This is a genomic window from Gemmatimonas groenlandica, assembly GCF_013004105.1.
Taxonomy (GTDB): domain Bacteria; phylum Gemmatimonadota; class Gemmatimonadetes; order Gemmatimonadales; family Gemmatimonadaceae; genus Gemmatimonas; species Gemmatimonas groenlandica.
The window spans coordinates 4,642,497-4,662,700 of record NZ_CP053085.1 but is presented as its reverse complement, the minus strand read 5'-3'; the positions used below and the strand labels follow the sequence as shown (position 1 = coordinate 4,662,700).

The following is a 20,204-nucleotide window of genomic DNA, read 5'->3' as shown; positions in this document are numbered from 1 at the left end:
TGCATAGAAAGTGCAGAGGGAGAAACGGAGAACCAATGTGGTAATTGAAGTGAAGGTACTGTCGGGCTGTGGCATGCTCAATCCCCGATCGTATCGGCGCCAGATCACGCGCGAGTTGCTGGCGTTGGCCGCTGCCGAACGCACGGCAGTCGTGAACGGCGTCAGGTGTAGCCGTGCTTCCATTTTGCCGGCGTGAACTTGATGACCGGCAACGCGGGCACGCCCGGCGCGCTCAGCGCCTTTGACAGATCGAGCGAAATGGTGCGCAGTTCGGGGGACGGCGATCTGAAAGGGAAGTCAATATTCAGGATGTACGTGCGGTCGCGTTCCTGAAGCAAGAATCGCTCGCCGGTTGGCCTCTCGCCCCACTGCCCGCCACTGGCAACGCGCCGCCCGGCGTCATCCCACATGCCGAATACGGTGCCGGTGATCCCCTGCACCGTGCTGTCACCCACCGTGAACCGGGCGAGGGCGGGTTGCAACACGAAGTCCGCGGTCATGCCCGACAGCTGAACCGTGACGCGTGTCCTTGGTGTCGTAGGTCCTGACCTGATTGTCGATGGTGGCGACAACCGTGACAGCCTCGAATCGCAGTCGCGTGCGTTCGCGCGACTCGTGCGGCCGACGCGGCCGACGCGAGACGCGGCGACGCATCGCCCACGTACGGGACGCTCTCCCAGCCGCCACGATATCCGGCACAATTAGCGAGCGGAACAGTAAGCGCGAGCACGCGCGAAATAGTTTGCATTCGCATGGCCATTGCAGAGAACGGTGGATCGGGCGCGAAAGTGACCGCGGACCCGCGACTCGTCGCGGACGTCTAGAGTTGACGCAACTCCGACGCGCTAGCGAATCCGCAGCACGAGCCACTGCACGGCCGTCGTCGCCATGGTCCCCACCACGGCATCGGCACGGAAGGCGGTGCCGAGTGGATCGCTGATCTCGAACACACCACTGTTCCCGGCCGCACGCAGTACCGCAGCCGCAACCGTCGGCTGCACCAGCGCATGTGGTGGGAGACTGGCGTCTGCCGTCGTCGTCGACGATTTCCGGTTGCTCACGTTCTGGTAGAGCGGATTCGACGTCATGTCGTCGGCGGCTTCGGTCATCGTCCACTGCAGCATCGCGTCGGTAGGATTCCACGCGGCGCCGAGCCTGGCGCGCATGCGCGCAGTCAGTCCCAGCCCGCGGGCGAGCCCTTCTTCGTTGATACCGTGCCAGCCTTCCATCGCGCCTTGGGCGACTTCGCGCGCCGCATCGCGCGTGGTCATGCCGCTCTGCGCGAGCCGCTGCATAAAGTCGCGCAGCATGCTGGCGGCCGGCGTGTATCCCGCCGTGACGTCACCTCTCGCTCGTGCGCCTACCGACAACGACGAGGCGGGATCGGTCAGCGGTAGCACATCGAAGTTCGTATTGGCGCTGAACGAAACGCCGAGCGTTTCCCGCAGCGTCTGCAGCTGCGCGAACGTCGCACCGCCTTCAACGCCCCAAGAGGTGCCCAGGTACGTCTGCCACGGCGCGGCGTACTGCCAGCGCCAACGGTACTGGTAGGTGTGCGTGACTTCGTGCGCGATGATGCTGTAGTTGAGCGAGTAGGAGTACCCATCGACCCGAAACCCCGATCCGTCCGGCATACCGAGGGTGAGCCGTCCCCACCGGCCATGCCCTTGACCGCCATCGGCAAACCACCCCGCACTGCTTTGCGTCGATGCATCCAGCATGAGCAGCAATTGTCCGGACTCATCGCTGCTCGAGGTCGGCGCAGACAGGCTGTACACACTTTGCAACCAGGGAATACCCGTGGTGGCGAAGAGCCGCAACGCGCTGTCGGCGCGGGCCACCGCGTTTGGCGCGAGCAGCGACGAGTCGGCACGAAAGACCGCCAGCACCAGATTTCCCCGGATCGCGATCACGCGCGCCGGCCCGCTCGGTCGGTCGAAAGGATAGTGCGTGAAGACCTCGCCAAGCACGTACGGCGTGGCGCGGCAGAATGGTGCCGACGCGTTTAGATAGGGGCATCCGGCCGGCACCATCGACGCGGCAGCGGGTGCAACCGCCGATGCGGCTGCTGAGCGCAGTGCCGATTCAGGGCCATCAAAGAGCAACGCGTTGCGAGCGAGTGCTCGGAGCGGCGTGGCCGCCGATCGGCCGGCGGGCGTGACCCGAACCACCACGGAATCCGGCCACGGGTACTCCGGCTGCGTCTTCGCCTTCTCGTGCAATCGCGAGTCGGCGTACGACAGCAGGTAGCGCGCTTGCGACGAAGGCGCGAAGCGGAGACACTCCGCCTGCGCGGAGGTGAGGCGTCGCGCGTCGCCCACCGCCAGTGACAGCTCGTTCGCGAACGCGCGCGTGAGGCCACTTGGCAGCACGCCGTCGCTGCTGGTGAGCGTGAGCGTAATGGCCGGCGGGTTCCCTGTACACGCATCGGCCGCCGGCGGAAAGACAAAGCGCCACGTGGCGCTGTCGCGCGCCGTCGTAGTAGGCGTGAATCCGTTGGCTTGCAACGCGGCGACAGCCAGCGACGTGAGCGCGTAGCCGCGCAGGGTGATCGTGTCAGCGCTGCCAAGGTGCGTGCGACCAACCGGTGCGCTCGATGAGAATATGCGTGCACGGGCGAGTGTGACGCCGATCGTGACCGTGTCGATCAGCGTGCCGGCCTGCACGCGCACGCGGGCCCGACCGGGGCCGGTGCTCACCACGCGTCCCTGCCCCAGCGCCGCCGCCTCGAGCACCGGCAGTTCACTCAACCACCGTTGCTCGTCGATCAGCGTCACGGTCGCGACGGTGCTGGGCTGGCCGTTCCTCGAGATGCGCAAGTCCGCCAGCTGTCCAACATCCGTGAGACGTACCGAATCCGCGTCGATGCGATTCACATCGCGCACGCTGATGCTCGTCGTGACGCTGACGCCGGACACTGTCGCGACCACCGGCGCCGTGCCGGCCGCGATACCGGTGACCACACCCTGATCGGTAACCGTCGCGATTTGCGGCGCCTCGCTTCGCCAGGAAACGGTCCGTCCAGTGAGCGCGGCACCGGCTGCACTGAATGGCTGTGCCTGCAACGTGAGACTGGCCCCGACATCGATGGTGCCGGCGCCCGGTGTGATCTCCACCCGTGTCACGACGACGGCCGGTGGTGTCACGGGCGGTGTTACGGGGGTATCGCTGCCGCCGCTGCAGCCCGTCGTCGCCCACAGCGTCAGGGCGGATACCAGCAGCAACCGGACAGGCGATCGCGTAACGGCGGGCAACATCGGCATCAATGTCTCGTGGCGTGGACGGTACGAATAGTCGAGTCGAGCTACGACTCCTCGGCTGCTACCGCCGTCACGACGGGGGACGAGGAGCATTCCACTCAGCGGGAGCGGCGACCGCATTACGTTGCACGAATGCCGTCACCGCTGCTCACCCGCCAGTTTTCCGCCCAGTCCCGTCAGCGGGGCGACGCCATTCTGCGCAACGGGGCCGTACAAGTCCTCGATGCCACCGCGACCGCGGCCGTGGCCCGTGTGCAAGGCACCGACGAGTACATGGTCGTGATCGAAATGGAACGCCGCGCTGCGCTGCTCGGCTGCTCCTGCCCGTATGCCGCGGACGGCGCCTACTGTAAGCATGTGTGGGCCACCCTCGGTTCCTTGGAGGCGAGTCCCCGATCCCGTGTGTTGTCCGACGCGCTCGCGCGTGCGACGTCCGTGCGCCTCCTCTTGGCCGAACTTGACGACGACGCACTGCTCGACGACGATGCGTTCGAGGACGATGCGTTCGACAACGATGTGCGCGGAGATTCCGATGCCGCATTCGGCGCGCCCGTAGCCAGCCCACGCGCCCCGCATCCGGCCCTGCCATCGCCATTGCCCCCGCCGACGTGGCCGGCGATCCTCGACCGGGCAGCGTGGCAAATGCGCAACGCGGACGCGACCGACTACACGGCATATCGCTCCCGAGCCACGCGCGCTGAGTGGCCCGATGATCGCCGCCTCGTGTACGTGATCGAGGGGAGCGTCGGTGGTGGTCACAGTCTGTCGCTCGAAGTGATGACCGAGAAGCGTGCGCGCGACGGTTCATGGAGCGCTCCCAAACGCTTCGGCTATTCGTCGACCGTCTGGATGCAGGCCCCGGAGGCCAGCGACCGCGAGATCACTCGACTCCTGCTCGGTGCCGCACCGTTGCCCGACTACGGGATCGCGCGCACCTCGTTCGTGATCGCACCGCATGCGGTCACGTATGTGCTGCCCGCCGTCTGCGCCACCGGGCGCGCGCGCCTCAAGCTGGCCGGCCCCCCGCCGACGCTACTCCCCGTTACGTGGGAGCGCGCCGCACACACGGCAACCACGGCGCCCGCCCCGTGGCAATTCACCATCGCGCTCGAGCGCGAAGGTGACGGGTGGGTGCTCAGCGGTGCGTTGGTCCGTGGCGAGGAACGTCGCGATTTCAGAGAGATCACGTGGATGCACGCGACTGGCGTATGCCTACTCGACGGGGTGCTGGCGCCCGTCGCGGTGGACGGCCAGTGGCCGCTGATGATCGAGCTGTTGCTCCAGAAGCGCCTCCCGATCGGTGACAATCCGTCGGCAGCGCTCGAGCAACTCTATGCCATGCCGCGAGTGCCGGCGTTGGCACTTCCGCCCGAACTCGCCATCACCGAGTCACACGCGGCACCAACTCCGGGCGTTCGCTTCGTCGCCGATCCGGTCGCATGGCGGGGCTACTCGACCCACATGGCCGGCGTACAACTTGTGTTCCGTTATGGCGGCGCCGAGGTGAGCGCGTCCGACGCGGGCGCGACACGGTTCGACGGTAGCACTCGCACGCTGTACCATCGTGACCGCGATGCCGAACAGGAGGCACTGGCTCGCCTCGTCAAGCTCGGACTCACCATCGTGCGAGGGGCGGAGTCGATCAAGGCGCCGTTCGTGCTGCCGCGCACCTCGCTGCGGCGCGTGGCGCAGCAGCTCACGGTCGACGGCTGGTGGGTCGAGGTCGATGGCCGCGCTTTTCGAGCGCCGGGTGCGGTGCAGGCCCGCGTGCGATCCGGCGTCGACTGGTTCGATCTCGATGGCACCGTAGCCTATGGCGACACCACCGTCTCCCTCGCCGCGATACTCGAAGCGAAGCGGCTCGGTGAGGACACCGTGCTCCTCCCGAATGGCGGACTCGGTCTGTTGCCGCACGACTGGCTCGACCAGATTGGCCCGATCTTCGCCGGCGGCGAGCGCACCACCACCGGTGCCCGCTTTCGCACGTCGCAGCTGGCCCTGCTCGACGCGCTGCTGGCCACGCTGCCCCACGTTGACGTGGACGCCGCCTTCGCGCGACAGCGTGAAGCACTCCGGGGTTTCGAACGTGTGTTGCCGGCGGATCCCGCCGCATCCTTCACAGGCACGCTGCGCGGCTATCAACGCGAAGGGCTCGGCTGGATGCACTTCCTGCGTACGTTCGGCTTTGGCGGCTGCCTCGCCGACGACATGGGGCTCGGGAAAACGATTCAGGTGCTCGCCCTGCTGGATGCGCGTCGGGCCGAGGGTCACGGGCCATCGTTGGTGGTGGTACCGCGCTCGCTGGTGTTCAACTGGCGTACCGAAGCCGCGAAATTTGCGCCGCAGCTTCGTGTGGTCGATTGGAGTAGCGCCACCCGTCACGACGCCGCGTTCGATTCGACGGCGGTCGACATGGCACTCGTCACCTATGGGACATTGCGCCGCGATGCCGTGCGTCTCTCCGAGATTGCCTTCGACTACGTCGTGCTCGACGAGGCACAGGCCATCAAGAACCAGAGCACCGCGACGGCGAAGGCCTGTCGCGTGCTGCAGGCGTCCCATCGGCTCGCGATGAGCGGCACGCCGGTGGAGAACCGCCTCGAAGAACTGTGGAGCCTACTCGACTTCCTGAATCCGGGTATGCTCGGCGCGTCGTCGCGATTCGCCACGTCGCTGCGTAGCGTGAGCGCCGATAATGCGACGGCTGGCACAACAGCGGGCGTCGACGCCGTGTTGGCGCGCGCGCTACGTCCGGTGATTCTGCGGCGTACCAAACGTGAAGTGGCACCCGAGCTGCCCGAGCGCATCGAGCGCACACTTGAGGTGGAGCTCGAACCCAAACAGCGTGCGTTCTACGAGCAGGTACGCGCGAAAGTGCGGGCCGAGGTCATGTTACAGGTCGAGACGAGTGGACTGGGTCGCTCGAAGCTGCACATCCTGGAAGGACTGCTGCGACTGCGTCAGGCCGCGTGCCACCCCGTGCTGGCCGACGCGCGCAAGAAGGCGCTGCCCAGTGCGAAGCTCGATGCGTTGTTACCAGCACTGGCTGATGTGGCAGCGGAAAAGAACAAGGCGCTGGTGTTCTCGCAGTTCACGTCGTTCCTCGCGCTCGTGCGCGCCGCGCTCGACGAACGAGGGATTCCCTATGCGTACCTCGACGGTCGCACGAAGAACCGGCACGCGTGCGTCGATCGTTTCCAGAACGATCCGTCGTGCCCGATCTTCCTGATCAGCCTGAAGGCCGGCGGACATGGCCTCAATCTCACCGCCGCCGACTACGTCTATCTGCTCGACCCGTGGTGGAATCCAGCTGTGGAGGCGCAGGCAATCGACCGCGCCCACCGCATCGGGCGTATGCGGCACGTGATCGCCACGCGTCTCGTGGCGCGTGACACGATCGAGGAGAAAATCCTGGCGCTGCAGGCGGGTAAGCGCGCGCTGGCCGATGCGATCTTGTCGTCGGATCGCACCGGGCTCGCCTCGATCGGGCGAGAGGAGCTGGAGTTGCTGCTCGCGTAGGCGGGCTATCGCGCTGACTTAGGCTCGAGCGCGCGCTCGTGTTACCGCCGCTCCGTGGCCACTCGGTCGGCGAGAGACATCTTGAGCAAGCTCTGACACGGCACGTCGCGCTCATTGCCGAGAATCTTGAGCTTCGTCAGCAGCGTATCCGGCAACCGCACGGAAATCGCGGTCGTCGACGGCCGTAGCAGCGGGAACCGGACGGGACGCGCCGACGCCCAGTCGACATAGTCGGTTGCGTCGGCGGACGCCCAGAAATCGCGTTCAACGTCTTCCGACTTGAACGTCGGTATCGGTTTGATGGCGCGCTGGGACTTGGGCATAAATACGGTGCTCCTGGCGATGCATGGTGCGAGCGCCGACCACTCGAATGAGCGAGCCCCGCACGGTGAAGTCGAGCTACGCGCTCGTCTGCTCAATCCCCGACCGCATGGCCGCCGTGAGGACATCCACGTTGATCTGGCTGAGCGTTTTGAACTTGATGCAGTATCCCGTCACGGTCGCTTTGCCGATGGCGTTTCCGTACATCTCGGCCAGGTACTTCTTGTCCTCGAGGCCCATGATGTACACGGAGATGCCGGTGCTGTTGGCGCTGATGCCGATCTGATAGAACTCGCGCATAGTGCCGTCGGCGTACGGTCGGGATTGGGCACCGTACCCAATGTTCGGATTCGTGACGATCTTGCCTTTCTCGTCCTTGCCGTCGAGAAACCACAAGCGACCGTTGGGCAACAACTCGCGGATGATGCCGTGCAGCGCCTGCATATCGCTGCGCTTCGGCTCCGGTTGGGCCGCGAGATAGTCGTTCACTTGCGCCTGCACGTTCATGGGTTGCTCCGTGTGGTGAACGAGACGAGCAGCTACGGAAACGCCTCAAAAAGTGCGAGCATTCCGAGCGATCGCTTCGAGGCGATTTTCACAATGGTGATATACGTGCGGCGATTGCGTAGTCAGCGCGGCGGCATCATGCCCAATTGCTTCACGAGGAACGTGAGGTAGTCGAGCGACACATTGGCGCCGCCACCCGCTTCGGACTCGCTGAAGTGGCCACCCAACGTGTCGGCCTGCAAGATGATCGGCCTCGCGCACCGTGATGCCGCTTGTAGTGCCGCCGTGAATTTCATCGCGTGCCAAGCCGGCGCCCGCGGATCGTTGAGCGACGTCGTCACCAGCGTCGCGGGATAGCAGCGGCCCGCTGTGACGCGATGCAGCGGTGACGTGGCCAACAGAAAGCCGAACTGCGCGGAATCGCTGGGCGACCCGAACTGCGCGCGATGGCGTCCGCGGTCGAAGCGTACGTTGTCCGTTTGTGGCACCTCGGCCACCACGGCGGCGAAGAGATCGGGGCGCTCGGCCATCACCGCCGCCACCATCCGGCCGCCGTTCGAGCGTCCACGAATCGCCAAACGGCTCGGCGACGTGTACCCGCGTGCAATCAGATGCTCGGCGGCCGCAATCATGTCGTCGAAGGTGGTCTGTTTCTTCCCGAGAATCGCGGCTTCGTACCAGTCACGTCCGAACTCGCCACCCCCGCGAAGATTCGGCATCGCGAACACGCCACCGAGCTCGAGCCACGCCAGCATGTCGGGCGCGTAATCGGGGAGCATCACCGTACCCGACCCGCCGTAGCCGAAGAGCAGCGTGGGATGGCTGCCATCGAGCGCGATCCCCTTGCGGTGCACGAGCCACATCGGGATCCGCGTGCCGTCCTTGCCCGCGTACCACTGCTGTGTCGCCACGTAGTCGGCACTCGCGAACTCACTCCTGGTTTCCAACATCGTCGTGCGCTCGCCGGTGCTCAGCGCGACCTCGACAAGGCGGGGCGGCTGCAGGAATGACGCGGCGAGGATGCGCTGCCGGTCGCCAGTCGCGCCAGGCATCAGCTCGATGCGCGTGCCGAGTGGAAATGTGAGCTCGTGTTCGAGCGCGCCGCTTCGGCGGTGAATGCGCAGCACGTGCTGTGCGTCTCGTAGCGCGACGACCAGGAGGTGAGCACCATGGGGTGTGACCGAGAGCAGGACATCCTGCGTTTCCGGAATCACGTCACGCCATGCCGACGGCGACGGGTCGCGATAGGGAATGAACACGAGCCGATGCCGCGGCGCATCACGGTCGGTGAGGACCAACATGCCCGTCGCATCGCTGGCCACGACCGCGTACGCCGCGTCGCGCGTGGTGGAGACGGCTACCAATGCCGGTGTCGCGCCCGGCGTATCGAGTTGAGACAGCTCGAGGAGTGCGAAGCGGGACAGTGCCCAGCCGAGCACCTCGAAGTCGGCACCGGTGCCGTCAGACACGAATGCACGACGCCCGTCGCTGGAGAGCGACACGCGGATCACGCCCTCTACATCGTTCGCCGGGAGTCGCAGGATGGAGACATCGTTCGCGGTGCCGGTACCGAGCTGGTGATACGACAACGTGCCGCCGCGTAGCATGACGCGTTCGCTGCTGGCCGGGTGGATGTACTGCACCTGCAGTATGCCTTTGCTGTCGGGGGTCCACAGCGGCGACTGGAACACGATGCCCGGAATCGAATCGGGCAGCAGTGTGCCGTCGGCCACGCGGACGACGCGACCGACTTTCCAATCGTCGCCGCCGACCGCCAACTCGACGAGTACGTGCCGTCCGTTCGGCGCCACCTGATGGTGCGCGAGGCGCGTGGCCGGGCCGAAGGTGGCGGGGTCGAGCAGCAGGCGATCGGCGCCGCGCGGCGTGCCAATCACGAGTCGCCCGTTTGCTACGCGGATCGCATCGCCTGCTTGGCTTTGCGACGCGGCATCGAGCGCGGAATCGAACGCCAGCCAGGGCGAGTCGAGGCGCTCCATACGGTCGCGCAGCCGCGCGCGGAGCACACTGTCGTGCAGGAATGGCCGAGCGAACCGCGTCTGCGCCAAGGCCCACGCGCGGACCTCGGCGGTGGTGTCTTCGAGCCAGCGATACGGGTCGGCAACGGCGACACCGTGATAGCGGTCGACCACGTTGACGGTGCGCGCGGGCGGGTACGCCGGCGTGTCGGCGGGCGGGCGGCTGCAGGCCGATGTTGCGACGGCGAGCAGCGCCACACGCAGGAAGCGGGCAGACAGGGTTCCTCCAGGGAAGCGGAGCACCGGTCTATTCTACGCCGCGGGTCGCATTCTTGCCTCAGGGCGCGATCGTGAAGGTGGTCACTTCGGAGCGCGCCCGCAGATAGGAGCCTTGCACGCGCAGCGCCCCACTTCGCGACTCGGTCCAATCGACAAACACCTGTCGCGATTGGCCTGGCAGGAAGAGGATCCGCTTGGCTGCGGTCACCACTCCCGCACCAAATCCCGCGTCGGTGACGAAGACGGAGGCCAAGTCACCTTCGTCCACGTTGATCCACACCGGCTGCGCGATCGTGTTCGTAGCCGTGACAACCAGTGTGAACGCCCCACCGTACTGATTCAACGAGGGCGCTGCCGGATGTGTCGCGACTGTGACCTTGAGCGCCGTCGCTGCAGGCAGAGACACCGCGGCCTGGAGCTCAGCGACGGGAACACCGTAGCCCTCGGGTCCGTCAAAGCCAACGACGCCGGCGCATGGGCCGGCGAACATCGGTAGCGGATGGCTGCCGTCATTGAGAATGGCGTGCAGCATCTCGTGTCGAGCGGTGGGACCGTGATCGACATTCGCGAGCGCGATGCGATCGCCTTGGTCCCACCAGTAGCCCTGATACGTACCGCCGTCGGCGAGCTCCAGCGACGCGCCGTCGATGGGACGGTACCAGCGCATCCGCGAAAAGTCGGCGCGGCGGCCGGCGCACGTTTCAACTTGCTGCCACCACAACGCGAACACCGACGGCGGCGTGAATTGCACCAGCGCCTCGTTGGGAAACCGAGGCGCTGTGAGATCGTCGCAGGCGAGCAATGTCGCGAAGACGAAAAGCGCGGCGTATCGCGGTCTCACACAGCCCTCGCCTATCGCCGCCACGCTGAGGGCAGGAGCAGCACGCCCAGATGCACGCGGGGGTTGGCGATCCCGTCCGACGTGGCGCCCCAGGTCGACATGCCGGAGATCGCGAGGCTGCGGGTGACATGCACATTGGCGCCGCCGCCAAAGGCCGCCATCGACCGCCACCCCAACACGTTATCGACGAATCCGGTGCGGCTATTCAGCGCGTCCACACTCAGCGCGCGACTCGCGAGTCCGCCCTGCAGAAATGGCGAGATCACCCGGCCGACCGTGGGCAGGTGATAACGTGCCCCCAAGTCTATCGATCCCGCGCCGGTGCGATTGCCGGCTGTTGTTTCGAATCCGCCCCAACCGGCATTGAGGTACGCCGCCCATCGCCGGGTAAAGCCGTACCCGAGCGTGATCCCGTGTCCGACGACGTGCTCGTTGTCCGAGCTGGCCGCGCCGGGCTGGCTCGTGATCACGTTGGTTTCGGTGCCGTAGCCGAGAAGGAGGCCGGTGGTGTGCGTGCGCTCGACGCGTTCCGGGCGCTGCTGAGCGACGGCGGGGACGGCCAAACTTCCCAGCAGGACGAGGGCCTGCACACTGGACGGCAGAACGACACGCATTGGCATTACTCCACGAGGAACGTTGGAGGGGCTCGCGATGGCCCGGGGAGCGGGTGCTCGCGAGGTGAGCGGCAGACGGGAGGGCCGCTCGACTGTGACGTACACCACAGAGTTCGGGGAGGTGCCGTGTGGTGCTACAGCGTGTGGCGTATGATCCGGTCGGGCCGGTTCAAGGGGTCGGAGTTGTTGAACGCGCCGGGACACCGCTACTGCTTGGCGACAAACGCCGGGACCAAGGCGTTGGCGTGCCCGTGCCCACGGCGTGCTCTGATTTCTGCAGCGCGACCAACTCCATGTGCTCCCGCGTCGCCGACCGCTGCTGCTCGTTCACATGAGCTCCTCGGCGAGTCCGATCAGGAGACCCTCGGGGCCGCGGATGTAGCAGAGCCGATAGGAATTTTGATACTGCACCACGTCGCCGACGAGCTGCGCGCCGTGCTCGCGGAGCCGGACGAGCGTATCGTCGAGGTCGATCACCGTGAACATGACGCGCAGATAGCCAAGCGCGTTCACCGGTGCCTCGCGGTGATCCGCCACGACCGCAGGCGCGAAGAACTGCGAGAGCTCGAGCCGACTGTGGCCGTCTGGTGTGATCAGCATTGCGATCTCCACGCGCTGCGTGCCCAGTCCGGTAACCCGCCCTGCCCACTCGCCGTCGATGTTCGCGCGCCCTTCGAGCCTCAACCCGAGCGCAATGAAAAATGGAATCACGGCATCGAGGGACTCGACGACGATGCCAACGTTGTCCATACGCTTGATAGTCATGTCAGGGCTCCGGGGGAAAGCTTCAGTCAATCGTGTTCATGCTCACGCTCAAGCGTTCGCGCACCCGCCGCGTGGACTTCGCCAGGAACCGCGCGCAACGGCGGCGAACCGGGCGACTCCGGTCAGGCTGGCACCAAGGGCGAGCGCACCAACGTCGGCGTCGAGCCCGACACCCGCAAGGATGCCGAGCATCGTCCCCATGCCTGCGAACGCGGCGGTCGCCACGAGTGTGCCTCGGCGATCGATCGCCACCGAGATCGCCGTGCCGTTCTCGTCGGGACGAGCCGCGACACGTAGCGATTCGGCCTCGCCAGCATTGTGCCAGGTCATGCGGACGCGCGGGGTCGCCCTCTGGACCAGTAGTCGAACAGCGCGACCATCAGCACGTATCTGTTCCGTCCAGCGCGTACGAGCAGTCCGGAGTCGATGGTGCGTGCCGTCTGAGCGTTATCGGTTGTGTCGTAGTACGCATGGAACGCGTTCACCGCACGACGACACGCAACCGTATCCGCGATTACGGAGACATCATTCGGTGTCGTGGCATTCAGGCCTCCGATAGAGCGCAACGCCACGCAGTACTGTCCGGAATCCGAGCAGACGCCTACCTGCCGTTCAACGTCGGTTGGTCGCAATGCGCCGCCAACAGATGCTGCGCTCACGGCGGTCGCAACGGCCAGAAGCACCGCTGCGTGCGTCGTCATCCTGTGCCCCGCATCACCGCAGCCGTCGCCAGACACTGAGCAAACCAACCACCGCCACGGCATGCAGGATCGCGGTCGAGTCGAGCCCACCGTTTCCAGTCACCACCTGCACGACTGCGGGAAGCATGGCCACGATCGCCACGATCGCCCCGCGGCGCTCGCCGTCGGCGAGCTGTCGACTCGCGTAGATCCACCCCGCGCCATTCGCCAGCGCGACCAGCGGCATCCATGGTTTCGCATGGAGCGTGGTCGACACGACGCCGAGATCGAAGAACAGCGCACTTGCACCGATCAGCGCGCCGGCAACACCAACCGCGCCGCCGATCGCGAAGTACCCACTCACCCAGCGAATACGCGCCGGGAGCTCCTGACTCCGTGGTGCAATGTTCGGCTGGCGCGTAACAGTTGGCATGGCATTGACGACAAGGTGGAAATAAGCGCCGCATGTTGTGTTGTTAGAGCGCCGCCTCGATTTCGCGCGTCGTCCGCGACGTCGGATTGGCTCGCCATGCCAGCCACAGCAGAGCGGCGAAGATGGTGAAGCCCAGCGCGAAGGCGGGCGCCCGACCGATCGACGCGACCGATTGCGTCAGCGCCATCGTACGATCGGCGCGATCGACGGACATTTGCAGGAACCCGTTCAGGAAGAAGAATGCGCTGGTCAGCAGCCACGGCCATCCGCCGCGTCGTTGCTTGAGAAAGAACAGCAGACCGACGACGCTGCCGACGATCGCGCTTGTTTGCGCGGCGGCACCAAAGCGCGGCATCATGCCCGGCCCCTCGCTACGATACCCCGGCACATAGCTGATGAGGGTGAAGAACAGCGCGATCCCCATGAAGAGCAGCGCTGTGCTGAGCAACATCGCGCCGTGTACGGTGCGGTTTCGGCGCAGGAGAAAAGCGAGGAACACCAGCAAGGCCACTTCCACGGTGACCATCACGTTCTGCACGACCAACTGGTCCGCACGTCCGATGATCGCGTCGTGGGCGGCCGAGTGCACCGTCAGCATCGTCAGCGTGGCCACCACCACGGGCCCGGCACCAAAGATGGACAGCCCGATGGCGCGATGACGCTCGAAGCGGCGCTGGCGGATCACGACGAGTTGAACCATCAACAGCAGCAACCACGCCAGACTCGTGACGATATGCGCGGCCTGATACCCGTTGGGGCCCGTCTGCTCGCCGGTAAAGAGGCTGGAGAAGCCGACCAGACTGAGTGCGATCACCAGCCCGAGAAAGCCGATCTCTGTCGTGTAGGAAGTCTTCATCTGCGATACGTCTCAGCGAGCGGGACGCGTGGCACAACTCGGCGAACCCGCCGCTTCGTACGGCGCGAGCCGCGCCTTCACCTGCGCGAGTTGATCGGCGGTGACACGCATGGTCAGCACGCGCGGCGCCGATGTTGGGCTCACGACGACCTGATTCCCGGACAACGTGAGCAGCGGACGAATCAGCTCCGCCGCCTCGGCGGGTGCAAGACACTGCAAAATGATGGCTTCGTCGCGGAGCGAGCTCGTTGAAACCGCCTCCTGCACTTTCCGTGTCCCGCGCACCACGACGGCCATAGCCGCCACGGCGAGCATCACGGCCACGGCTTGAATGATGGCGCGCCGCGTGCGGTTGCGAGGACGCGCAGCTGACGCCGAGGGCTGGCGCTGCACTTCGGCGAGAGCGGCGTCGAAGTCCGGGACCGCGATACCCGCCTCGGCGGCCGCGACGCGCAGTTCCGCCACGGTGGAGCCTGCGCGGCGGAATTGGTCCAACTCACTCGCGCGGGCGAGCACCTGCGCCGCCGTCTGCTCGGAGAGCACGGTCGGGTCGGAGTCCATCGAACGTGGACGACTGCTATGCGTCATCGTACGCCTTCTCGAGAGCGGCGACGTCGAGCTTCACCATGGTCATCATGGCATCCATCACGGCTTTCACCTTCTTCGGGTCCTTGTCACGAATCAGCTCCATGAATCGCCGAGGCACAATCTGCCACGTGAGGCCGAACGGATCCTTGATCCAGCCACAGGCAGTTGGCGTCGCGCCGGCGTTGACGAGCTTGTCCCAGTACTCGTCGACTTCCGCTTGATCGTCGCAGTCGACATAGAGGGAGACCCCTTCGGAGAAGCTGAAGTACGAGCCCCCGTTGTATCCCATGAAAGACTGGCCGCCGACGACGAACTCGGCGGACATCACCGGTCCATCACCACCAATCCGAGCGGCGTTCCTGATCTCGGAGTGCGGGAAGGTCGCGGTGTAGAACGCCATCGCGGCTTCGAGTTGGTCGTTGAACATCAGAAACGGTGTGACCTTGGACATCGGTGTCTCCGCGTATGGTGATGTCGCCTGCACAAACCTTCATCCCCTCCCGTCCCTCGGCAAGCTCGTCATTTGCCTCTAAGCCGCTATTCGCAAGGCGAGGGGACTCGGCCGAACGCGGCAGCCCACGCGGCTGTCAGGCTGTCGGACCGGAGCGCCTGTATTCTGAACAGGCTGTCCGTGCTCGCCACGATGATTTGACGGCCGCGTCGGCGCGACGCGACCTCCGTGTTCCACCGACGTATATGCCAGCTCGCGCAGGGCAGTTGTGCTCCGTGGTCCAACAGGAGCTGCACGATCTCCTCACGATTCCAGTTGATCGCGCCCTGCAGCGCCCCTTGCCCCTCATCGTTCGACGCGTCGAGCGCGTCGCGGTGCTCGATCAAGTGTTTGACCGTTCGCTCGTCGCCGGTCGCTGCGGCATACGAGAGCAGCGCTCCGGCGTGCGCGCCCGGCCCCACGGTGGCGAGCGTCGCATGGTGCAAGAACGAGCGCGGCACCATGTACATCCCCATCGCGGCGATCGCCGCGACGAGGAACTCCCACTGATACCGCGAGCGGCCCTTCGCAGCGCGATAGGCCCACGGGAGACGCAACACCGTCACAATGATCCAGAGGCCCATGCCGCCGAGCGCAGCATACGGCAGGATCGCGAACGGGTTATGCGCTTGCTGTCCGATCTCGATGACGTCTCGACCGAGCCGCCATCGCGTCCACGTGTGGACGAGGATGTGATCGGCCGCAAAGAACATCGAGGTGAAGAAGAACGTCAGCCACCACCCGTGCAAAAACTGCTCGAACCTCGTCGGCGCGACCGCCGTTCCGTCGGCTCGAAAATCGATGCCGCCGTTCAGCGTTGCCGTGGTGAAGTATGCCAGCACCAGGCTGAGCAGCATGCTCATCGTTCGGGCGCCGATAGCACCGTGCTTGGGCCCGGACGAGGTCGCACAACACGCGCACTCAGGACGATCGCTGCCAATACTGGCGCAAACGGAAACACGAAGAAAAACGCGCGATCCGCCAGCATCGGATAGTCCGGACTCAGGGCCTTGTAGATCGGCCCCATCAGCAAGACGAGTCCGACGATAGTAAGGCCGAACGTGACCGACGCGAATATTGCGACCGCACGAACAGGCACGCGGCCGATACGGCGCCAGATGACGGGCAGCGCCAGCAAGTACAACAGCACGGACGGCGTCAACAGCACGAGCGCGTCGGCCTCAACCGCATATCGCTCCCCCGCCTCGATGCTATGCGCGCTCCTGCTCCACACCGCGATGGCAGTAACGAGCAGCGCAGCGGCCGCGGGAAAGAGCGCAAGCGCAAGAAATCGCTTCACCAAGGCTCATCGCTTCGCGGCGATCGACTCCAAGGCGCTCGCGATGCGCTCGTGCGCCCGCACCACGCGCCACACGGCGTTCAGCACCGCGACGATCACGCCGAGCACTACGCCCCAATACAGCAACAGCATACCACCCACACCAATGTTCTCCATGCGATCTCCGGCGGATTGATTCAGTTCGGACTGGCATGCCCGGCTGCCGAAGCAGCATGCGGCGCGCCTTCGCCTAAAGTCGCGGTGTGCGCGCTCCTTCGCCACTCCCGCGATGAACACGACGCGCCTGTCGCTCAGGGGTCAGGGGTTCGGTCGGGTAACCAGTCGGCTGGTGCGCATATCGCTTTGCGTTACGTCGCCGGACACAGCTCCTCGATCGGAACATTGAACTCATTGTCGAGCTGGGACACCTCGAGCGCGCCTGACGGCACCTGAATCACGCCGCGCGCGCCCTGCCCTTGGGTGTTAATGAACTCCACCGACCAGTATCCCTGCAACGAGGCTGGCGCCCCATGGCGGTTCAACTCGATGAAGCGCATCGGAATCACATGAACGCAGCGCACGGGGACCCGACGCCACTCCGCCAAGTAACTCGAGCTAACGGCCGCGCGCGCAAACGCCGCAGCGGTTGCGGCGACGGCGCTGCACTCCCAGTCGTCACGGCGCGCCACAGGACGTGACCCTAATCCCACCGGAACAGGCGATGGACAGGGGAACTGCTGCACATAGCGCGCACGCAGTTCCGTCTCACCTTCGATCAATGGCGACGGCTTTGCGTCTCGCGGTGGCGGCGCGGTGCAAGACCACGCCGTGGCGAGCACACAAGCGAGACGCCGCCAAACCTTTGTACTCATCATCGTACTCGAGAGGTGCGTTTCCCGTCGCGAACGGCAGTTAGGCAACATCGAGCGCACCCGAGAGTCGGCGTCGGCTCAGCAAAAGCAGATCGGCGGCAACGACGACGACCAAGGCGAGCACGAGATTGTTCATGGCTACGGCTTCGCGAGAAAGGACGCTACGAGCGCATTCGCGTGCCCGTGTCCCATCGCGTGTTGCGACTTCAAGATGGCGACCAGCTCCATATGCTTCAGTGGCCCCGCTCGCTCGAGCACTGTCATCCAGTGCGCGATCGGTTCGCCGTACGTCTTTTCAATCGACGGAAAGTATGACGCGGGACCTTTGACCTTTGGGGTATCGGGCATTGGATACGGCGAGACGGGGGAAGCACGACCTAGCAGGCGAGGCGAACGGATGGGGCGGAGCCTAACCTCGTTTTACTCGACCGACCCCTGCTTCGCTAGTTCCTTCGTCCCAGCGCACGGTACCGCCACGAGCGACGCGCGACGCGCCCCCTCAGAACCGGCGCTCGATCGCCAACGACAGCCGCGTGCGCGATACCGGATACAACGCCCGCGCCACATCAACGCGCACGAGTCCATCGAGCGCCCGCAATCCGATGCCCACGTCACTGAGTGGCCGATACCCTCGACGCCAATCGTTGCGCGCGCCGGCCCAGCCGAGGTCCGCAAACAGCACCGGACGGATCAGCGGCACGCCCCGACTCACCTCCGCGCGCGCGAGCCAGAAAGCGTCGCCACCAGCCGTGCCGAATGACAATCCCGACAGCGTGCGCGTGCCACCCAAGTAGAACCGGCGCTGCGATGGCAGCGCACCGATCGAACCACCGCCAGACAGCTGTATCGCACCCGCGAACGCCCCGAGTGAGCGCGCGAGCGCAAGATGCACGGTGGCGCGTCCGTATCCCGTGCGCGCGTCCGCATCGGTCACCGCACCTTCCACCTGCACCCCACTCGCGAGCTCCAAGCCGCCGCCCGCGCCGCCGAATCTCCGCTGCGCGTCGACACCGACTCCGGCGTAGCGCGCACCGTATGCCGTGATGTTGCTGTCGATCATCGGCCGCCCAAGCGACCAGGTCGCATTCGTGCCCGCCGACTGCTGGCGTTCAGCGAAGAGTCGCCACTGCACGCGACTGCTGGCCGCAATCGACGCGGTCGCGTACCCCACAGCCAGCCCCGCTCGGCGATAGTAGTAGCCCTCGTCTCGACCGAACAACAACGCGCCAAGCGAACTGCCGGCCGACAACGGCGCGTCTTCGCCCACCGCGGTCAGCTCGCGATAGCCAGCAATGGTCCACGTGTGTTGCAAATCGGTGCGCTGCAGCGCCAGCGAAGTATTCGGCACCAAGTCGGCGACGCCCAGCCGGCCCGACAACGTGCTCGAGTACCCGGCGCCGAGCTGCTGTCGTAGCTCGACGCCGACACTCAGCCCCTCGATGCGATTGTACCGCAGCAGTCCTGAGCCCGCGTGCAGCGTGGGGCGCTGCGGCGCAAAGAGTGGCTGTACCTGCATCGACATCACCTGCGCGATCAGCTCCGCGCGCGCGGTGGCACCGAAGAGATCCGCGGTGTCCGGTGCCTGATCCGGCGGCAACGCGGGTGATGTGGCGAGCAGGCGGCGATCGCACGGCACGCGGGTGAGTACGGGTGTGAGACCATCAGCGGCGAAGCGAATATCGGTGTAGAACGCGCTCGTCTCGCAGGCGGGATCGGCCGCGCGCCCGACCGGGATCAATCCTTTGCTGACCGAGTCACGCCTCGCCCGTTGCACCGCCTGTATCGAGTCGCGCGCCCGCTGATTGGCGACCGTAAGCGGGAGCGGCGTTGGCACCACAATGGGAGGCATACCCGCCAGCGAGTCCGTGCCATTCACCGCATTGTATCGAAAGCTTTCTTCCAGACGGTAGGGCAATCGCGCCATGCTGACCTGTACGAGTCCTTCGGCGTACCGGGCGCGTGGCAACCAGAAGCGGCCACCGTACAACGCGTACTCGAGCGTCACCGCTTCCATCTGTCCGCGAACCGAAGGCAGCACGGGCCGTACCACACGCGGCACGCTCTTCGACAATTCTGTTGCCGCCAACGAGTCGATGCTACTGAGATTGAGCCAGAAATCGAACGGAGCGGCGAAGCGGAATGCGGCTCGTACCAGTGTGCCGCGGTCCTCGTCGAACCAGAGCGATCCCACGACGACATTCCACGCCACCTCACGTGGACGGACACGAAGCTCACGAATGCGGATTACCGCCGCACCCGCCTGAATCGTGGCGCTCTCGCCGCTCTCGTACACGTAGTACGCCTCGGCGCCCTCGGCCATCGGATGCACCATCTCGCGGTCGTCCACTTCACCCGACACGACGCCGGTGCCAACCCAGAGTTCGTCGCGTCCGGGATAGTACGGCACCGAAGCCGAGATCGATGCCTCGTTGTCGTCGATCGAACTTCGTGGCAGCATGCCGCTCGACATGCGGGCGCCTTGCACGTCCACCACGATGCCGCGTTCACGCTGCCATCGCACACGCGAGGCATTCTCGTAGGTGACGACATTGCGCGTGCGCACTCTCTCCGAGAACGAAACGCCGAGCGAGAAGCGCTGCAGCGATTGCACATCGTAGCCGACGAGCGCCGAGTCCTGCCGAAGTCGCGCCGCGCGGGCGCCGAGCAGCATGGATTTCGCTGACGGGTCGCGGAAGGCGCTCGTACGGTGTGCGTCGGTCACCGTGCGGTGGCGTGCCGCGCCGGTGCGTTTGCCGCCACTGCCCACGCCGCCGACGTTCAGCGACACGATGCCGGTGCAGACGGTATCGGGAGGGGCGCCAGCCGGGAGCGTCTTCGGGTCACACGGCTTCGGGCCCGTCATGACACTGATCTGCAACAGCACGGCAACTGTAGCCAGCATTGGAATTGGTCGGAATGACGGC

Annotated in this window: 20 protein-coding genes; 1 reads left to right on the top strand and 19 read right to left on the bottom strand. The window is 65.6% G+C overall.

From position 1 onward, the window contains the following. Positions 1-161 precede the first annotated feature (161 nt). Both HKW67_RS20015 and HKW67_RS20010 read right to left on the bottom strand, forming a co-directional pair. Positions 162-500 carry a hypothetical protein gene (locus HKW67_RS20015; RefSeq protein WP_171227076.1) on the bottom strand — a complete coding sequence of 113 codons (339 nt, stop codon included), beginning with the start codon at positions 498-500 and terminating at the stop codon, positions 162-164. Between the two features lie 345 nt (positions 501-845). Beyond that, positions 846-3,263, bottom strand: coding sequence for an Ig-like domain-containing protein (locus HKW67_RS20010; RefSeq protein ID WP_171227075.1), 2,418 nt, complete (start codon positions 3,261-3,263; stop codon positions 846-848). Positions 3,264-3,392: 129 nt separating this feature from the next. On the opposite strand from HKW67_RS20010, the gene HKW67_RS20005 reads away from it, so the two are divergent. Then, positions 3,393-6,779 (top strand): DEAD/DEAH box helicase, encoded by a 3,387-nt coding sequence (locus tag HKW67_RS20005; protein ID WP_171227074.1) that lies wholly within the window; start codon positions 3,393-3,395, stop codon positions 6,777-6,779. A 41-nt stretch (positions 6,780-6,820) separates the two neighbouring features. Here HKW67_RS20005 and HKW67_RS20000 read toward each other — a convergent pair whose 3' ends face one another. The 17 genes from HKW67_RS20000 to HKW67_RS19920 all read right to left on the bottom strand — a co-directional run bounded on the left by HKW67_RS20000 (position 6,821) and on the right by HKW67_RS19920 (position 20,182). After that, positions 6,821-7,102: a BrnA antitoxin family protein gene (locus tag HKW67_RS20000; protein WP_171227073.1), complete on the bottom strand. Its 282-nt coding sequence runs from the start codon at positions 7,100-7,102 to the stop codon at positions 6,821-6,823. Between the two features lie 76 nt (positions 7,103-7,178). Next, complete coding sequence (locus HKW67_RS19995; RefSeq protein WP_171227072.1) at positions 7,179-7,607, bottom strand: DUF1801 domain-containing protein; 429 nt, start codon at positions 7,605-7,607, stop codon at positions 7,179-7,181. 122 nt (positions 7,608-7,729) lie between these two features. Next, complete coding sequence (locus HKW67_RS19990; RefSeq protein ID WP_171227071.1) at positions 7,730-9,886, bottom strand: prolyl oligopeptidase family serine peptidase; 2,157 nt, start codon at positions 9,884-9,886, stop codon at positions 7,730-7,732. A 34-nt stretch (positions 9,887-9,920) separates the two neighbouring features. After that, complete coding sequence (locus HKW67_RS19985) at positions 9,921-10,703, bottom strand: hypothetical protein (protein WP_171227070.1); 783 nt, start codon at positions 10,701-10,703, stop codon at positions 9,921-9,923. Between the two features lie 11 nt (positions 10,704-10,714). Then, a complete protein-coding gene (locus HKW67_RS19980; RefSeq protein WP_171227069.1) occupies positions 10,715-11,317 on the bottom strand; it encodes an outer membrane beta-barrel protein in 603 nt (200 codons plus the stop codon). A 327-nt stretch (positions 11,318-11,644) separates the two neighbouring features. Beyond that, positions 11,645-12,082, bottom strand: a complete 438-nt coding sequence (locus tag HKW67_RS19975; RefSeq protein WP_171227068.1) for a VOC family protein — start codon at positions 12,080-12,082, stop codon at positions 11,645-11,647. A 48-nt stretch (positions 12,083-12,130) separates the two neighbouring features. Next, positions 12,131-12,412 (bottom strand): hypothetical protein, encoded by a 282-nt coding sequence (locus HKW67_RS19970; protein WP_171227067.1) that lies wholly within the window; start codon positions 12,410-12,412, stop codon positions 12,131-12,133. A 384-nt stretch (positions 12,413-12,796) separates the two neighbouring features. After that, positions 12,797-13,195 carry a hypothetical protein gene (locus HKW67_RS19965; protein ID WP_171227066.1) on the bottom strand — a complete coding sequence of 133 codons (399 nt, stop codon included), beginning with the start codon at positions 13,193-13,195 and terminating at the stop codon, positions 12,797-12,799. 43 nt (positions 13,196-13,238) lie between these two features. After that, positions 13,239-14,051 (bottom strand): hypothetical protein, encoded by an 813-nt coding sequence (locus tag HKW67_RS19960; protein ID WP_171227065.1) that lies wholly within the window; start codon positions 14,049-14,051, stop codon positions 13,239-13,241. A gap of 12 nt (positions 14,052-14,063) precedes the next feature. Beyond that, the gene (locus HKW67_RS19955; protein WP_171227064.1) at positions 14,064-14,639 is read right to left on the bottom strand and encodes a hypothetical protein; all 576 of its coding nucleotides are present in this window, start codon (positions 14,637-14,639) and stop codon (positions 14,064-14,066) included. Further along, positions 14,629-15,090, bottom strand: a complete 462-nt coding sequence (locus HKW67_RS19950; RefSeq protein WP_171227063.1) for a VOC family protein — start codon at positions 15,088-15,090, stop codon at positions 14,629-14,631. The genes HKW67_RS19955 and HKW67_RS19950 overlap by 11 nt, the downstream gene beginning before the upstream one ends. 86 nt (positions 15,091-15,176) lie before the next feature. Continuing rightward, positions 15,177-15,992: an ankyrin repeat domain-containing protein gene (locus tag HKW67_RS19945; RefSeq protein ID WP_171227062.1), complete on the bottom strand. Its 816-nt coding sequence runs from the start codon at positions 15,990-15,992 to the stop codon at positions 15,177-15,179. Further along, the gene (locus tag HKW67_RS19940; protein ID WP_171227061.1) at positions 15,989-16,429 is read right to left on the bottom strand and encodes a hypothetical protein; all 441 of its coding nucleotides are present in this window, start codon (positions 16,427-16,429) and stop codon (positions 15,989-15,991) included. The genes HKW67_RS19945 and HKW67_RS19940 overlap by 4 nt, the downstream gene beginning before the upstream one ends. Positions 16,430-16,435: 6 nt before the next feature. Beyond that, positions 16,436-16,585 carry a DUF8066 domain-containing protein gene (locus tag HKW67_RS19935; RefSeq protein ID WP_171227060.1) on the bottom strand — a complete coding sequence of 50 codons (150 nt, stop codon included), beginning with the start codon at positions 16,583-16,585 and terminating at the stop codon, positions 16,436-16,438. 191 nt (positions 16,586-16,776) lie between these two features. Then, the gene (locus HKW67_RS22345; protein ID WP_206044513.1) at positions 16,777-16,965 is read right to left on the bottom strand and encodes a hypothetical protein; all 189 of its coding nucleotides are present in this window, start codon (positions 16,963-16,965) and stop codon (positions 16,777-16,779) included. Between the two features lie 453 nt (positions 16,966-17,418). After that, on the bottom strand, positions 17,419-17,628 hold the full coding sequence (locus HKW67_RS19925) for a DUF4287 domain-containing protein (RefSeq protein ID WP_171227058.1): 210 nt from the start codon (positions 17,626-17,628) through the stop codon (positions 17,419-17,421). Between the two features lie 151 nt (positions 17,629-17,779). Continuing rightward, the gene (locus HKW67_RS19920; RefSeq protein WP_171227057.1) at positions 17,780-20,182 is read right to left on the bottom strand and encodes a hypothetical protein; all 2,403 of its coding nucleotides are present in this window, start codon (positions 20,180-20,182) and stop codon (positions 17,780-17,782) included. Positions 20,183-20,204 lie beyond the last annotated feature (22 nt).

Coding starts and splice junctions, on each gene's coding strand:
- HKW67_RS20015 (WP_171227076.1), bottom strand. CDS start 500: ATGACCGCGGACTTCGTGTTGCAACCCGCCCTCGCCCGGTTCACGGTG.
- HKW67_RS20010 (WP_171227075.1), bottom strand. CDS start 3,263: ATGCCGATGTTGCCCGCCGTTACGCGATCGCCTGTCCGGTTGCTGCTG.
- HKW67_RS20005 (WP_171227074.1), top strand. CDS start 3,393: ATGCCGTCACCGCTGCTCACCCGCCAGTTTTCCGCCCAGTCCCGTCAG.
- HKW67_RS20000 (WP_171227073.1), bottom strand. CDS start 7,102: ATGCCCAAGTCCCAGCGCGCCATCAAACCGATACCGACGTTCAAGTCG.
- HKW67_RS19995 (WP_171227072.1), bottom strand. CDS start 7,607: ATGAACGTGCAGGCGCAAGTGAACGACTATCTCGCGGCCCAACCGGAG.
- HKW67_RS19980 (WP_171227069.1), bottom strand. CDS start 11,317: ATGCGTGTCGTTCTGCCGTCCAGTGTGCAGGCCCTCGTCCTGCTGGGA.
- HKW67_RS19975 (WP_171227068.1), bottom strand. CDS start 12,082: ATGACTATCAAGCGTATGGACAACGTTGGCATCGTCGTCGAGTCCCTC.
- HKW67_RS19970 (WP_171227067.1), bottom strand. CDS start 12,412: ATGACCTGGCACAATGCTGGCGAGGCCGAATCGCTACGTGTCGCGGCT.
- HKW67_RS19965 (WP_171227066.1), bottom strand. CDS start 13,195: ATGCCAACTGTTACGCGCCAGCCGAACATTGCACCACGGAGTCAGGAG.
- HKW67_RS19960 (WP_171227065.1), bottom strand. CDS start 14,051: ATGAAGACTTCCTACACGACAGAGATCGGCTTTCTCGGGCTGGTGATC.
- HKW67_RS19955 (WP_171227064.1), bottom strand. CDS start 14,639: ATGACGCATAGCAGTCGTCCACGTTCGATGGACTCCGACCCGACCGTG.
- HKW67_RS19950 (WP_171227063.1), bottom strand. CDS start 15,090: ATGTCCAAGGTCACACCGTTTCTGATGTTCAACGACCAACTCGAAGCC.
- HKW67_RS19945 (WP_171227062.1), bottom strand. CDS start 15,992: ATGAGCATGCTGCTCAGCCTGGTGCTGGCATACTTCACCACGGCAACG.
- HKW67_RS19935 (WP_171227060.1), bottom strand. CDS start 16,585: ATGGAGAACATTGGTGTGGGTGGTATGCTGTTGCTGTATTGGGGCGTA.
- HKW67_RS22345 (WP_206044513.1), bottom strand. CDS start 16,965: ATGCGCTTCATCGAGTTGAACCGCCATGGGGCGCCAGCCTCGTTGCAG.
- HKW67_RS19925 (WP_171227058.1), bottom strand. CDS start 17,628: ATGCCCGATACCCCAAAGGTCAAAGGTCCCGCGTCATACTTTCCGTCG.
- HKW67_RS19920 (WP_171227057.1), bottom strand. CDS start 20,182: ATGCTGGCTACAGTTGCCGTGCTGTTGCAGATCAGTGTCATGACGGGC.